This window comes from Mesorhizobium sp. M1E.F.Ca.ET.045.02.1.1 (genome assembly GCF_003952485.1).
Taxonomy (GTDB): Bacteria; Pseudomonadota; Alphaproteobacteria; order Rhizobiales; family Rhizobiaceae; genus Mesorhizobium.
This window is the reverse complement of record NZ_CP034447.1, coordinates 2479040-2492537: the sequence shown is the minus strand read 5'-3', so window position 1 is coordinate 2492537 and position 13498 is coordinate 2479040. Positions and strand designations below refer to the sequence as shown.

Annotated in this window: 17 protein-coding genes and 1 pseudogene; 8 read left to right on the top strand and 10 right to left on the bottom strand. The window is 62.9% G+C overall.

From position 1 onward, the window contains the following. Window positions 1-3: 3 nt before the first annotated feature. Window positions 4-1365: a PRC-barrel domain-containing protein gene (locus EJ070_RS12130; protein WP_126091576.1), complete on the bottom strand. Its 1362-nt coding sequence runs from the start codon at window positions 1363-1365 to the stop codon at window positions 4-6. Between the two features lie 216 nt (window positions 1366-1581). Between EJ070_RS12130 and EJ070_RS12125 the strand changes: the two genes are divergently transcribed. Continuing rightward, a complete protein-coding gene (locus tag EJ070_RS12125) occupies window positions 1582-2502 on the top strand; it encodes a diacylglycerol kinase family protein (RefSeq protein ID WP_126091575.1) in 921 nt (306 codons plus the stop codon). Window positions 2503-2510: 8 nt separating this feature from the next. On the opposite strand, the gene EJ070_RS12120 is transcribed toward EJ070_RS12125, so the two are convergent. From EJ070_RS12120 to EJ070_RS37620, 4 genes and pseudogenes are all read right to left on the bottom strand, one after another. Beyond that, window positions 2511-2714, bottom strand: a complete 204-nt coding sequence (locus tag EJ070_RS12120; RefSeq protein ID WP_126091574.1) for a hypothetical protein — start codon at window positions 2712-2714, stop codon at window positions 2511-2513. A gap of 195 nt (window positions 2715-2909) precedes the next feature. Beyond that, window positions 2910-3374 (bottom strand): phage holin family protein, encoded by a 465-nt coding sequence (locus tag EJ070_RS12115; RefSeq protein WP_126091573.1) that lies wholly within the window; start codon window positions 3372-3374, stop codon window positions 2910-2912. A gap of 6 nt (window positions 3375-3380) precedes the next feature. Continuing rightward, window positions 3381-3707, bottom strand: a complete 327-nt coding sequence (locus EJ070_RS12110; RefSeq protein ID WP_126091572.1) for a DUF883 family protein — start codon at window positions 3705-3707, stop codon at window positions 3381-3383. 118 nt (window positions 3708-3825) lie between these two features. Next, window positions 3826-4026: pseudogene (locus tag EJ070_RS37620) on the bottom strand (hypothetical protein); the annotation flags it as partial. A 101-nt stretch (window positions 4027-4127) separates the two neighbouring features. Between EJ070_RS37620 and EJ070_RS12105 the strand changes: the two are divergent. After that, window positions 4128-4541, top strand: a complete 414-nt coding sequence (locus EJ070_RS12105) for a response regulator (RefSeq protein ID WP_126091571.1) — start codon at window positions 4128-4130, stop codon at window positions 4539-4541. Window positions 4542-4650: 109 nt separating this feature from the next. On the opposite strand, the gene EJ070_RS12100 is transcribed toward EJ070_RS12105, so the two are convergent. Beyond that, on the bottom strand, window positions 4651-5202 hold the full coding sequence (locus tag EJ070_RS12100) for an RNA polymerase sigma factor (protein ID WP_095804581.1): 552 nt from the start codon (window positions 5200-5202) through the stop codon (window positions 4651-4653). A 3-nt stretch (window positions 5203-5205) separates the two neighbouring features. Continuing rightward, window positions 5206-5409 (bottom strand): NepR family anti-sigma factor, encoded by a 204-nt coding sequence (locus EJ070_RS12095; protein ID WP_126091570.1) that lies wholly within the window; start codon window positions 5407-5409, stop codon window positions 5206-5208. A 217-nt stretch (window positions 5410-5626) separates the two neighbouring features. Between EJ070_RS12095 and EJ070_RS12090 the strand changes: the two genes are divergently transcribed. The 6 genes from EJ070_RS12090 (at window position 5627) to EJ070_RS12070 (ending at window position 9157) form a co-directional block, all read left to right on the top strand. Next, the gene (locus EJ070_RS12090) at window positions 5627-6421 is read left to right on the top strand and encodes a response regulator (RefSeq protein WP_126091569.1); all 795 of its coding nucleotides are present in this window, start codon (window positions 5627-5629) and stop codon (window positions 6419-6421) included. Between the two features lie 190 nt (window positions 6422-6611). Beyond that, window positions 6612-6776 carry a DUF1328 domain-containing protein gene (locus tag EJ070_RS12085; RefSeq protein WP_126091568.1) on the top strand — a complete coding sequence of 55 codons (165 nt, stop codon included), beginning with the start codon at window positions 6612-6614 and terminating at the stop codon, window positions 6774-6776. A 168-nt stretch (window positions 6777-6944) separates the two neighbouring features. Then, the gene (locus EJ070_RS12080) at window positions 6945-7973 is read left to right on the top strand and encodes a sensor histidine kinase (protein ID WP_126091567.1); all 1029 of its coding nucleotides are present in this window, start codon (window positions 6945-6947) and stop codon (window positions 7971-7973) included. Window positions 7974-8220: 247 nt separating this feature from the next. Then, window positions 8221-8391: a hypothetical protein gene (locus EJ070_RS36255; RefSeq protein ID WP_189350494.1), complete on the top strand. Its 171-nt coding sequence runs from the start codon at window positions 8221-8223 to the stop codon at window positions 8389-8391. Between the two features lie 110 nt (window positions 8392-8501). Further along, a complete protein-coding gene (locus EJ070_RS12075) occupies window positions 8502-8822 on the top strand; it encodes a hypothetical protein (protein WP_126091566.1) in 321 nt (106 codons plus the stop codon). Between the two features lie 89 nt (window positions 8823-8911). Further along, on the top strand, window positions 8912-9157 hold the full coding sequence (locus EJ070_RS12070) for a YMGG-like glycine zipper-containing protein (protein WP_027166589.1): 246 nt from the start codon (window positions 8912-8914) through the stop codon (window positions 9155-9157). A gap of 91 nt (window positions 9158-9248) precedes the next feature. On the opposite strand, the gene EJ070_RS12065 is transcribed toward EJ070_RS12070, so the two are convergent. From EJ070_RS12065 to EJ070_RS12055, 3 genes are all read right to left on the bottom strand, one after another. Beyond that, window positions 9249-10892, bottom strand: coding sequence for a CHASE domain-containing protein (locus EJ070_RS12065; protein WP_126091565.1), 1644 nt, complete (start codon window positions 10890-10892; stop codon window positions 9249-9251). Between the two features lie 130 nt (window positions 10893-11022). Next, complete coding sequence (locus EJ070_RS12060) at window positions 11023-11820, bottom strand: ATP-binding cassette domain-containing protein (protein ID WP_126091564.1); 798 nt, start codon at window positions 11818-11820, stop codon at window positions 11023-11025. A 75-nt stretch (window positions 11821-11895) separates the two neighbouring features. Next, entirely contained in the window at window positions 11896-13260 is a 1365-nt protein-coding gene (locus tag EJ070_RS12055; RefSeq protein WP_126091563.1) for a sugar ABC transporter permease, read from the bottom strand. Window positions 13261-13498: the final 238 nt, after the last annotated feature.

Sequence of the window (13498 nt, the reverse complement as noted above, 5' to 3'; positions counted from 1 at the left end):
TGCCTACTTCAATATCATCCGCTGCTTATCACGGTTGGCGGCATAACTGCTCTTGTCATAGGCCGCCTGCGCCTGCAGCTCTTCCTTGGTGAAGTTGGTGTAGAGATATTTCTTGCCGTCCTTGTCGGTCATGAATTTGAGCTTGTCCATGCCGACCGCCACTTCCTTGGCGCCGATGCCGAGGAAGCCGCCGACGTCGACGATCACCGCATCCGGCTTGTTGTCCGGCGTCAGCACGACATCGCCGATCGTACCGATCTTGGCGTCGTTGGCGCCATAGACGGTCGCGCCCTTCAGGTCGTCACCCCGGATGTTGCCCATCGGCATCTCAGTCAGCGTCGATTTGTCGATCGAGGCTGTCTGCGTGGTGTCGGTTGCGGACGTGCCGGAGTCCGCCGGCTTGTTCTCCGCGGTGCTCGCCGCAGGTGCGGGCGCCTTGTTTTCAGCGGTTGTCTGCGCAGGCTTGGCTTCCTTGCCGGCCGTTGTGTCGGACGATGCCACGGCGGGCGTGGTCGTCGCCGGAGCATTGTTCGACGCCGCGGTGGCCGGCGCCGGTGCCGGATCGTAAGCCTTGCGGTTGAAGTCCGGCTGCGCCTGGAGCTCCTCCTTCGTCGTCTCGGCAACCAGCCAGCGGTCCCCGTTCTTCTCCGCCCACTTTGCCTTGGCGAAATCGAAGGTGACGTTCTTCGTGCCGATGCCGAGGAAGCCGCCGACGCCGATCACGAGCGACTCGGCCTTGCCGTCCTTGGCGAGCACGATGTCTTTCACGTCGCCGATCTTCTGGGCGTCGTCCGCGGTGCCGTTATAGACGGACTCGCCCATGATGTTGGTGGCGAGATTGCCTTCCGCCTTCTTCACCGGCTCAGCCGGCTTGGCGTTGAGGTCCACCGGCTTCTGGGCTCCACCCGTGTCCGTGGTTGAAGGCTGCGTGGCGTCGGCCGACGGTGCCGGGGCCGGATCGTAGGGCTTGCGGTCGAATGCCGGCTGGGCATTGAGCTCGTCCTTGGTTGTCTTGGCCACCAGCCAGCGGTCGCCGTTCTTCTCGGCCCATTCCATCTTGCTGTAGTCGAACGCCACGTCCTTGGTGCCGACGCCAAGGAAGCCGCCGACACCGATGATCGCGGACTTCACTTTGCCGCTTGCGTCGAAGACGACATCATCGACCTTGCCGATGTCTTGGGCGTCGTCACCGGTGCCGTTATAGACGGATTCGCCGATAATGTTGGTCATCAAGGCGCCATCCGAGCGGATCACGGGAGCCGGGTTTTCGGCGGCAGGCGGCTGTGCCGGCGTTGCTGTCTGGGCGAAGGCACCGGTTGCAACCAGCGTTGCAAGCGCGGTCGTCGCAAAAAGAGTGCGGATCATGATCGTCTCTCCTCGTGCCTGATTTGGTATGCGCCGCATCCGCCACCGGCTCTGCCAGGCAAGTCAGATGCGGCAGTATTCCACAACTTCACAACGTCGTGAGCGGAGCGTTGTTCCAACAGCGCGGCCCGCGCTTCCCGGTACGCGGAACCTTTGGCGATCCTTTCCGTTCAGCCTGCGGCTGGGCTCATTTCCGGCCCAAGAACGGAGCGGGGCATGCGGTTTGCTGCGGTGCTGAACCAGGACAGCGGCACGCTGCGCACGGCCGATGTTCCAGCCTTTGCCGATCGCCTGCGACGGACGCTGGAAGCGGCAGGCCATTCGGTTCAGGTCGATATCGTTGCCGGCCGCGAAATCGGCGCGGCCTTGGAAAAGGCCGTAGCGAAGCGGAACGTCGACGTCGTGATCGCCGGAGGCGGCGACGGCACCGTGTCGCGGGCGGCATCCCTTCTCATGAACAAGAAGAAAGCTTTGGCCATATTGCCGGCCGGCACGATGAATCTCTTCGCGCGTGGCCTTGGCATCCCGCAGACGCTGGATGCGGCGCTGCAATCCTTTGCCACGGGCGAGGTGACGGCCGTCGACATGGCCAGCGTCAATGGCCGGCCCTTCGTGCATCAGTTTTCGATCGGCATGCATGTCAGGATGGTGCAGCTTCGGGAGACCATGGATTTCGGCTCGCGGCTGGGAAAGATGCGGGCCTCCGTTCGCGCGGGATGGGCAACGATCAAGAACCCACGCACGCTCAAAGTGACCTTGAGCATCGGCAACGCTGAGATCGTCACCCGCACGACCGGCATCGGCATCAGCAACAATCTGTTCGGCGAGGGCCATCTGCCTTATGCGGACAATCCGGCGGGTGGCGTGCTTGGCATCTATGTCAGCGTCGCGCGCAGACGTTACCATCTGGCGAAACTGCTGCTCGACATGCTGCGCGGCCGATGGCGCGACAGCGAACATATCGAAATCCACCAGGCCGACAGAGCCATCCTCAAGATCCATTCACCAACGAAGAAGTTCAGCGCGGTCGTGGATGGCGAGTTGGTCAGGCTGGAGCGCGAGACGGTGGTCGAGATTCTTCCCGGCGCGTTGAACGTATTGGTTCCGGCAAGCAATGCGCGGGCCAAGGCGGCGTGATGGGGCGCTCAGCCGCCCTGCATGGGTTTCTGCCCGGCCGCCGGCGCCTGAGGCGCGCTCTGATCGGTCATCGGGCTCTTGATCAACTCGCCATAGATCTCGGCCGCACCCCAGGCGATCAAGGCCAGCAACAGCCCGGCGACGAGGATCCTGAGCGCGTGCCAGCCCCAGTGCCCCTGGCGGGCTTTGTCTTCAGGAACGATCTTGGTCATTGTTGGCCTTCATATCGTATGGCGGCGGGCGCTTCGGGTACGGCATGATCGGGTAACGGGCCCTTTCCGCGAAGGTTCCCTGTCCAATGACGCGATTCGGCAACGGTAGGCCGCCGCCGCCTGTCAGGCGTGGGGATTGGCGGGCAGCAACGCGGTCAAGTTGCCGGACCCGCGCTTTTCCCGCAATGCTCCGGCCTACGGCGCTTCGCCGGGATCCGGGTCTTGAGGCTTGACCTTCACATTCTCGCGGTAGATGGCGTAGGCGACGAGCGCGATCGCGGGCGCGACAATGGTGCCCAGGCCACTCTTGCTCTTGGCAAGCGCCGGGAGCAGCGCAAGCGCCGCGGTGAGCCCAACCGCCGTCATGTCGGCCTTGCGCCGGCGCGCGCGACGCTTGGCTCGCATGCCGGTCGTCATCTTGTGGATCACCAGAATGAGCCCGGCAATCAGCAGGAAGCCGATGCCGAAGCCGAGGCTGGTCGCCAATGGTCCGTAGCGCGCGGCCAGCCAGATATAGGCGGCGCCGACAAGGAAGCCGATGCCGCACAGGGCAAGAATGGCGGCAATCCCATAGAGGATTGCCGCCACACGCGCTCTCTGCAAGGCGGCCGTCGCCTCACCCGAGGCAATGGCCGAGATCAGGGAAATCAGCGTCCCCATCTGCGGCTAGCGGCGGGAGAGCAGTGCGAACAGAAAGCCGACGCCGGCGGCAATCGCCAGCGACGTCACCGGCTTTTCGCGAACGGTGGCGATGAGCTGCGCTTCGATATCCTGGGCGCTGCCGCGCACGCTTTCGAATGCCGCTTCACCCTGGGCACGCAGGTGTTCGACCCCCTCGGAGGCGGCATGGCGCGCCGCGCCATAGCCGTGCTCCCCGGTCTTGGCCAATTGCCTGGTGAGCTCCTCGATATCGGCGCGCAACTGCCGAATATCGGCTTCGAGATCGGAGTTGGAGGGAGCGTCTGTTGCGGTTTTGCCTGCGGCGGGCGCCATTGCTTAACTCCTTGTGTTTTCTAACTTTCAACGCTCGATATACATCAAGAGTTCCGAACTTGGACCGCTCCTTACCAAGACCGGGCGGCGGGGGCATTGACAGCAGTCAAAATGCCCTCCCCTGCAGACCGATGAGATCGCCCGGCATGGAATAGTCGAGGATTTGCCGCCGCACGTCGGACAACCGTTCCTGGCTTTCGAACGGGCGAAAGGCCGGCAGCGGCCGCAGCGGACATTTCTCGCAGGGATATTGGCGGTCGGGAACGGAACGTGTGCTCTGCTGGGCATTTCGACCCCTCTCCGAAACCCCTGCCCTGATTGGGCAGTTGAAAACGTTCCAGGCGGATCGAGGTTCCGCCGATCACGAAGATGCACTCCCGGTCATGTCTTTTTTAAATGACATACCGGCAAATACCGCGCATGACTGCTGGCGATTGTAGGAGTCGCCGCTACGTGCCTTCATTGCTAGACGGATTGCGTATTCTGGTCCTGGAGGATGAGTTTCTTATCGCAATGGATGTCGAACAGCTATGCCGTGACCATGGGGCGGCCGACGTTGTGGTTGTCCGCGATCTGGCCGAAATCGACCAGCGGGATGGGCTGTCGTGGTTTGACGCGGCCATCGTCGACCTGATGCTTGGAGGTGTCTCGACACTCGGCTTCGCCGCGCGACTGCGTGGCGGGGGCGTTCCGTTCGTTTTTGCCTCCGGTCATTCGGACGCGGACGAGATCGAGAGCTCCTTTCCGGAAATCCGGCTGGTCGCCAAACCCTATTCGGGGGACGATCTGATCGAGGCCGTGGCGCTCGCTTGCGGACGCACGAAGGCGGCTTGACGACATCGCCGGCTAGAGCAATTTCAGGAAAAGTGTGTAACGGTTTTCCGTCCGGAATGGCTTAAAAATAAATAGTTGGAGCGGTTGAGCATGCTGCCGGGCGTCACTGTCAGGCTGCGTTTGAGCCGGTCACCTGCGCCGAAATCGCATCGGGACCATATTCGTCCTCGCCGGAGATCTTCAGAATTTCCTGCAGTCTCGCGCGAGCCCTGCTGACCCGGCTCTTGATCGTGCCGACCGCGCAGCCGCAGATCTCGGCCGCCTCCTCGTAGGAGAAGCCGGACGCGCCGATCAGGATGATGGCTTCGCGCTGATCCTCCGGCAGCTGTTCCAGCGCGCCGCGAAAGTCCTTGAGGTCGAGTTGGCCGTGCTGCGCCGGGTGAACGGCAAGCCTGGCGGTCATGATGCCGTCGCTGTCCTGCACCTCGCGGCCACGCTTGCGCATCTGCGAATAGAACTCGTTGCGCAGGATGGTGAAAAGCCAGGCCTTGAGGTTGGTGCCGGGCTGGAAGCTCTCATGCTTGTCCCACGCCTTGACCAGGGTTTCCTGGACGAGGTCATCGGCCTTGTCGGCATTCTGCGTCAGCGACACCGCAAAGGCGCGCAGGCTCGGTATCGCACCGAGCAGCTCGGTCTTGAAGCTCTGGGAGACCGCCGCCATGCCTCAATCCTTTTCCTCGGCGGGTTCGGCCTTTTCCAGTTGACTGAGCAACTGAGCGAATCGATCCGGCACCTGATCGGAAACCAGCTCGTCGTAATATTGTTTGAGTTTGCGGGCAATTTCGGAGTTCGGCCCGAGTGGATTGCCACCCCCGTTCCGGTGCCTGCTCGCGGCGCCAGCTCTTGAATTCTTTGACATTTCTTTCATATTCGCCCTAATTCCAGCACTCGAACCGCTCTAGAATCGTAGACCATAACGCAAGCGGCACGTTTGTCTGGTTGCCCATCCCGAAAAGCCCAAACGCCCGCTTCCTAATTTAGTTCCACCTCCAGCGGAACTTTTTCAGAAAGCCCACGTTGGTTTGTCGGGGCTTGCGACGAGTCTGGCCTACAACGCACCGCGACATCTGAGGGAGACGTCGAATATGAGCCTATCCGCAACCATCGCTCCTCACCTCCCGTTCCTGCGCCGTTTCTCGCGCGCCGTCTCGGGATCGCAGGAAAGCGGTGATGCGCTGGTCGCCGCGTTGCTGGAAGCCATCATCGCCGACACCGAGGTTTTCCCAAAGGCATCGAGCGACCGCATCGCGCTCTACAAGGTTTTTGCCAGGCTCTTCACCTCGATTGCCATTCGCGTGCCGCAGGAGCATGCGCAGACCGCCTGGGAGCAGCGGGCCGCCGCCAATCTGAACGCGATCGCGCCGCGGCCGAGGCAGGCGTTCCTGCTGGTTGCCGTGGAGGGTTTCAGCGAGGACGAAGCGGCGGAAATCCTCGATGCCGACGAGCAGGAGTTCTCCGAATTGCTTGCCCAGGCAAGCAGCGAGATTTCCCGCCAGGTCGCGACCGATGTGCTGATCATCGAGGACGAGCCGCTGATAGCCATGGACATCGAGGAGATGGTCGAAAGCCTCGGGCACCGCGTTGTCGGCACTGCGCGCACGCATGCCGAGGCGGTGGCCATATTTGGCAGGACGCGTCCGAAAATGGTTCTGGCCGACATCCAGCTAGCCGACGGCAGCTCGGGCATCGAGGCCGTAAACGAGATCCTGTCTTCAACGCCGGTGCCGGTGATCTTCATCACCGCCTTCCCGGAACGCCTGCTCACTGGCGAGCGTCCGGAACCGGCGTTCCTGGTGACCAAGCCGTTCAATCCCGATATGGTCAAGGCCCTGATCAGCCAGGCGCTCTTCTTTGACCGGCAGGCAAAGGCCGCGGCCTGACCGCCTGCAGGCCCTGACGATCAAGGCTTTGCGTAAGGCCTGTGCCTTGCATAAACCGCGCGCGGAAGCTCGTCCGATCGCTGGCGAAGCTTTGGGCGAAAAAGCGCTTCCGGGGGGATCGTCTTTTTCTGCGATTGGTGGAACAAACGCCATTCGGCCACGTTTTCAGGTCGATAGAAGGAGACGTATCATGCTGTACTGGGCGCTCGTTTTTCTTGTGGTTGCGATCATCGCCGGCGCGCTTGGGTTCGGCGGCATTGCCGGCACATCGGCAGGCATCGCGCAGATATTGTTCTTCATCTTCCTTGCCTTCCTGGTGATTTCGCTGATCGCCGGCCTCGTCAGGAGAACCTGACGCGGGGAGTTTTCGAACACTGGAAGCCGCACCCCTCAAACGGTTTCCAGCCACCGCCGGGCGGTGTCCCCAAAAGGACGTCGTCCGGCGGACCGCTATCTGAGGCTCGCGCGTCCAGCCTGGTAGCCAGTCGCAAGAACCTTTCAGCCTGGGTGCGGGAAGTATCGCATGCGGTCCAAGGCTTCAGACAAGAACGCCGACAAGCGCAATGACGAGGTGATAGCGATGCATCCGGCGGAAAGCGGGATGCAGGTTGGACGCGCCCTGCTCCACGCGCTTCACAATGCTGGAATTTCGGTCCTCTATCAGGATCGCGAAATGAGGACCGTCTGGGCCCGCAACATGCGAGCTCCGTGGGCATCCGAGACGGCCGACGGCAAGAATTTGCTCTCCCCCGCGCAGGCCGAGCGGATAGGCGCGGCCAAACGCAAAGTGGTTGAAACCGGCAACGCGGACCGCCTCGAGCTCGGCATCCCCGACAGTGACGGCGTGCGCTGGTTCCATATCTGGATCGATGCCGATCGCAGCGACTCCGGCGAAGTCCAGGGTGTTGTCACCACCATGGTCGAGACGACGGAGCAGAAACGCCGCGAACAGACGCTGAAGACGCTGCTGCGGGAAGTCAGCCATCGCTCGAAGAACCTTCTGGCCATCATCCAGAGCATCGCCACCCAGACCGGGCGCTACTCGGAGACGCTTGCCGACTTCCTGACGCGCTTTCGCGGCCGCCTTCAGTCGCTCGCCTCGTCTCAGGATCTGGTGACGTCCTCCAACTGGCGGGGAGCGGCGCTTCAGGAACTCGTATTCGGTCAGGTCGGCCGCTACAGCGCCGATCCCAAGCGCAGCCTGCGTTTCGACGGCGAAAACCCCTACCTCAACCCAAACGCCGCACTGCATATCGGGCTGGCCATGCATGAACTCGCCGTGAACTCGGTAAGTTATGGCGCCCTGTCGCAGCCTGACGGTCAGGTCAAGGTAAGCGCCAGGATAGCGGCCGGCAGCGAGACTTCGCCTGACCTTTTGCTGGTATGGACGGAGCGGATCGGCGCCGGCCGGCGCAACGAAAAGCGCTTCGGCAGCGTCGCTCTCGAACGCGTGGTTCCGACCTCGCTCAACGGCTCCGCCACGCTCGAGATCGATAAGGGCAATCTCGAATATCGCCTCACGATCCCGCGCGGCAACTTCGAGACGGACTGACCGCCGCCATTGCGGCTGCGACCGTCCGCCGGCAGCGGCCCTTAACCCGCTGTTCACCATAAAGTCCGATTCTGTTCCCGGCTAAAAGCAACTCGAGGAAAGGCGCACAGCGGCTTTCCATCCGGAGCCTGCGTAAAAACAAGCACTTGGAGCGGGTCGGCGACGTCAAGCGCTGAACCGCCCAAGTGTGTCGGAAGCCCAGCCGCGCCCAGTCAGATGATCTGGCACGCGATTTGGGAGGATTGAAATGATGGTCGCCGATATGAACAGATTGGAGCAGGCCGCCCGCGTCTCGATGAGCGGCTTTCAGGACGCCGAGGCACCGCCCTCGCCCCGCTCCTCGCATCTTACGCTTCGCCTCGGCGCCGTCGCGCTCCTTGCCGCCTTGGTGCTGGCGGCGGCGTGGCAGTTGAGCTGATCCGCCGGATATTCCGATCAAGAGCGCCAAGGGTTCGCGCATCGCGGCCACATCGGTGCAGGAACTTTTGAGCGGCGAGAATCGTTCTTTGCGGCAGGGGGGATTCACCCGTGGAACACATCGCCGCATTGCTCCTCGTCATCGGCTGCTCGGACACCATGACCGAATGCCGCGAACTGCCGGTGCCGGTCAGCGTCTTCGAGACTTTTGAGGCTTGCACCGCCGAACGGCCCTTCGCGCTGGGCGACCTGCGAGGTCGGATGCCGCGTATAATGGGCGAGTGCCTAGCCGTCGATCCGGCGCTCGAGGACGATTACGATCAGCTCCTCTGGAGCGTGCGTCCCGACGGCACGCTTGTGGCGTCGCTGGAGGTCTCCGGCACGCTTGTCGCGTCTAACGGCGCGCGCCCCGAAAAAGACTATCTTCACTAACAGTAAGATCGGGCAGGCAAATCCGGTTTTTTCATGCTAAATGGCGGACGGCACTGCCGAAAGTGAGGACAAAAGTGAGGAGCAATTTTATGCGGAAGATGATCATTGCCATGGTTGCCGTGGTCGCTGTCAGCGGCTGCACCACAACCGAGCAGGATGTGGTTGGCGGCGGCTTGATCGGCGCCGGCGTGGGCGGCTTGGTCGGCGGCGGCAAGGGCGCGCTGATCGGCGCGGCTGTCGGCGCCGGATCCGGCCTGCTGGTCCGCAACCTGCGCAACGGTTATTGCCAATATCGCGATCATCGCGGCCGGATCTACACCGCCCGCTGCAACTGATTTCGCGATTTTTCGAAGACTTGAAGGGAGGCCGATCCTTGCGGCCTCCCTTTCTTTGCGCCTGACCGGAGATCCGGCAGGCATTGGCTGTTCACGCGGTCAGCGGAATCCTTATTTCCACCTTCAGGCCGTCGGCCTGGAAATCGCGCTTGATCGTGCCGCGCAATTCGCGCGTGACATTGAGATCGATCAGCTTGGTGCCGAAGCCGGTCTTTGCCGGCGCCTCCAGCTTTTTATGCCCCGCCTCGCGCCAGTTGAGCACCAGGGTCTGCTCTCGGTTACGTCGTTCGACCGCCCAATCGACTTTCAGCGCCCATTGTCCCTTCAGCGAATTGGCCGAACTGCCGGCCTCGCCATACTTCAGCGCGTTGGTGGCAAGCTCGTGAAAGGTCAGGCCAAGCGCCTGCGTCGTCGTCTCGTCGAGCAGCACTTCCGGTCCCGACAAGATGCCTTCGGGAAGCTCCTTGCCGAACACCTGCCCGAGTTCGATGCGCAGAAGATCGCCAAGGTCCGCCTTCTGCCAGCGCGAGCGTGTCAGCATGTCCTGTGAAGCCGCCATCGCCTGCAGCCGCGCCGAAAACGATGCCGAAAATTCCTTCACGTCGGTGGCCTGGGAAGCAGTCTGCCGCGCGATCGCCAGAACCCTTGTGATCGAATTCTTGATGCGGTGCTTCATCTCCTGCAGGATGAGGTCCTTTTCCAGCAGGCTCTTCTCCGTCGCCTCATGCAGCAGCGACTTTGCCTCATAGGCGCGCTCCTGATAGCGGGCCACCAAGGCGATCGCCCCGGCAAGCAGCAGGCCGAACAGCCCGAGCATCACCGGAATGGCGCGCGAGGAAGGCAGCGAAAAAGCGCTCGTCGGCCGAAACAGAATAGTCCAGGGGCGGCCGGCCACGACGATATCCCGGCGCGCGACAAGCTTCTCGCCAAGCGATTCGGCCGGCGGAGCCTCTGAGCGGAACAGAAGATTGTCGGCGTTCGGCTTGCCGTCATAGATCTCGACGTTGACCGGCAGCAGCGGTGTCTTGCTGAGCGCCACTTGGAACAGGTCGCGCGCGCGGAAGGCGGCGTAAAGAAAGCCCGCGGTCGAGGAGCGGCTGGCATTGATGACGTCCGGCGCCGTTTCCACGTTCAGCCGCACGAACACCAGGAATCCGGGGAAGGTCTGCGTCACGTCGGCGCCCTGGCCGAGTTGGACAAGGCCGCTGGCATGCTGCTGGTCGTCCGCCATCGCCTTCTCGATCGCCGCCCGCCTTACCGGCTCGCTGAACATGTCGAAGCCGAGGATCGACTGATTGGATGTATCGAGCGGCTCGAAAAGCACGATGGGTGCGCGCCATTGCTGCTGCGTGGTGGCTGGATAGATCGGATGGGCCGAACCGTGATCGCGCAGGATGTCGCGTTCGACGGCGGCCCCGTCGCCGGTCTTGGCCAGCCTCAGGAAGCCGACGCCGCGCAGGCCGGCGAAATTATCGCTGATGTCGAGCGCGGTGAAGAAGGCGTTGAACTCGCCGCGCTTGATGTCGCCGTTGCGGGCATCGAACAGTGCCCGTGTCGAGCGCAGCAGCGACAGATGCAGGTCGATGCGGCTCTCGATGCGGTTGAGAGCATCGTCGGCCGTCCCTTCGAACTTGATGCGCGCCGCCTCCTGGGTCGCGAAATAGGCGAACCCCGCCATCGTCAGGCTGATCAGCGCGACGGCGATGAAAGCGACGATCGGAAAAAGCTTTTTCAATGCAGGGTGCGGCCCATGGATGCTTGACCATCTTTATGGGCAAGTCGCCGGACTAATACAATGGCGGGGCCAAGCCATCGCGGCTGTCGGCGCATCGACCAACGGTCTATTTGCCGGCTAATTTTCAGCGTCAAGCCGCGATTTTCAACGCTCCTGGACCCGGAATAGCGCCCGGCGGACATTTGCCGAGGATGATCATGCCGAGCACCTCGTCCTGGGTCACGTCGCCGGTGCGCGCCGTGCCGACGACCTGGCCGTTCTTCATCACACAGACCCTGTCGGCGAGCTCGAATACATCATGGATATCGTGGCTGATCAGGAAAATGCCGATGCCGTCGGCCTTGAGCTGCCGCACCAGTTCGCCGACCTGGGCCGTCTCCTGGGGACCGAGCGCCGCGGTCGGTTCGTCCATGATCAGGATGCGGGCATTGAACAGGATCGCGCGGGCGATCGCCACCGACTGCCTTTGTCCGCCCGACAGCTTGATCACCGGCTCCTTGAAGCGCTGGAAACGCGGATTGAGCCGGCCCATCACCTTGCGCGCCTCGGCCTCCATGGCGACGTCGTCTAGCGTGCCCCAGGCGGTCATCAATTCGCGACCGAGGAAAAGATTGGCGGCGGCGTCGACATTGTCGGCAAGCGCCAGCGTCTGGTAGATCGTCTCGATGCCGTATTTCTTGGCATCGCGCGGGTTGGAGATCGATGCTTCCTCGCCGTTGACGAAGATCGTACCCGCATCGCGCTTGTAGGCGCCGGACAGGATCTTGATCAGCGTCGACTTGCCCGCACCGTTATGGCCAAGCAGCGCCACCACTTCGCCTGGAAAGAGATCGATGGACGCGTCGTCGACGGCGCGGATGCCGCCGAAGGCGATCGAGATGTTGCGCATGTCGACCAGCGGATCACCGGTGGAAGCGTTCTCTGCCATTTTCTCCTCCTCCCTAATGCCTGACTTCGGGCATGATCTTTTCCGCAAACCGGTTTCCACTTTGCGGGATCATGCTCAGACCCGTTTGCGGTAGATGGTGTCGAGCCAGACGGCGATGACCAGCACGGCGCCGACGACGATGCTCTGCAGTGGTGAGTCGACGCCGAGCAGCACCATGCCGGACTGCAGCGACTGCATCAAAAGCGCGCCCAGCATGGCGCCGAGCACGGTTCCCGAACCGCCGGCAAGCGAAGTGCCGCCGATCACCGCCGCGGCGATGACCAGGAGCTCGTCCAGCGTGCCGAGCGCGTTGGTCGATGAATTCTGCCTGGCCGACGAGATCGCCGCGGCGATCGTCGCCAGCACGCCCATGATCATGAACACCTTCATGGTGATCCAGCGCGTGTTGATGCCGGCAAGGTTCGCCGCCTCCGGATTGCCGCCGATGGCGAAGACATAGCGGCCGAAGCGGGTGCGCTTGGTGATGAAGGTCATGATCAGGCCGACCGCCACCGCCATCAGCACCGGAATGGCGATGCCGTGAGCGATGAACAGCCCGCCCTCGGGAACGGTAATGTTGTTGGCGGCGGCGTATCGGTTCACGATACCGACCGGCCATGGATAGGAATTGGCCAGCCACACCGCGCCCATGATGACCGCGCAGGTGACCGCGCCGAGCAGCGTCTCGGCCCAGATCGGGCGCAGCGGGAAGCGGAAGCGCTTGCGCTGTACGCGGCCATGGAACAGCGCAAACACCACCGCCAGGCAGGCGACGACGCCGACGGCCCAGCTCCATTTGGCGCCGATCGAGCCCGCCGGCCCGCCGCCCATCAGCTGGAAGGTGGCGTCGAGCGGCGCGACCGTCTGGCCGCTGGTGACCCACCAGGCGGCGCCGCGCCATACCAACAGCCCACCCAGCGTCACGATGAAGGCCGGCACTTCGAGATAGGCGATGACGAAGCCCTGGAAGGCGCCGATCAGCAGGCCGAGCGCCAGGCCGATGGCCAGCGCCAGCACCCAGATCCACGGATTGCCGAGCTCGAGCCCGACCATCCGCACCAGGAAATGCACCTGGGCAAAGCCCATGACCATGCCGATCAATCCCTCGGCCGAGCCGACGGAGAGGTCGATATTGCGCATGACGATGACCAGCACCATGCCGGAGGCCATGATGGCCACGGCCGAGGTCTGCACCGACAGGTTCCAGAGATTGCGCGGTGTGAGAAACGTGCGGCTGTCGAAATCGAGCGGATTGACGCCGAGCCGCAGGCTCGAAATGACGTGCAGGCCGATCCAGATGATCAGCAGCGCGCCGACCATGCCGAGCATGCGCGTGTCGAGCTCGGTCGCCTTGAGAAAGCGCCCGATGGCGCTGAGTTCAGATGCCCGCGCGCGATCCGCGGCCGGGTTGGCCGGCGTTTCAGAGGTCGTATCGGTCATGATCTCCTCCCACCGGCCTGCCGTCTGGCGCGGATGCCGGGCCACGATGCTAGGGCAATTCCAGGAAGCACGTAACGGACTTCCGCGCGGAATTGCGTGGAAACAAACGGTCGGGGCAGTTCGGCGATTTTGCCAGGCGGTGAACTGCTCCGGTGGCTCCCGGCTTCGTCGAAGCCGGGAGCCTTTGGAGAAACGCCGCGGTTTTGGGCCGCGGCGCTGCGTTTGATAGCTTGCAGTC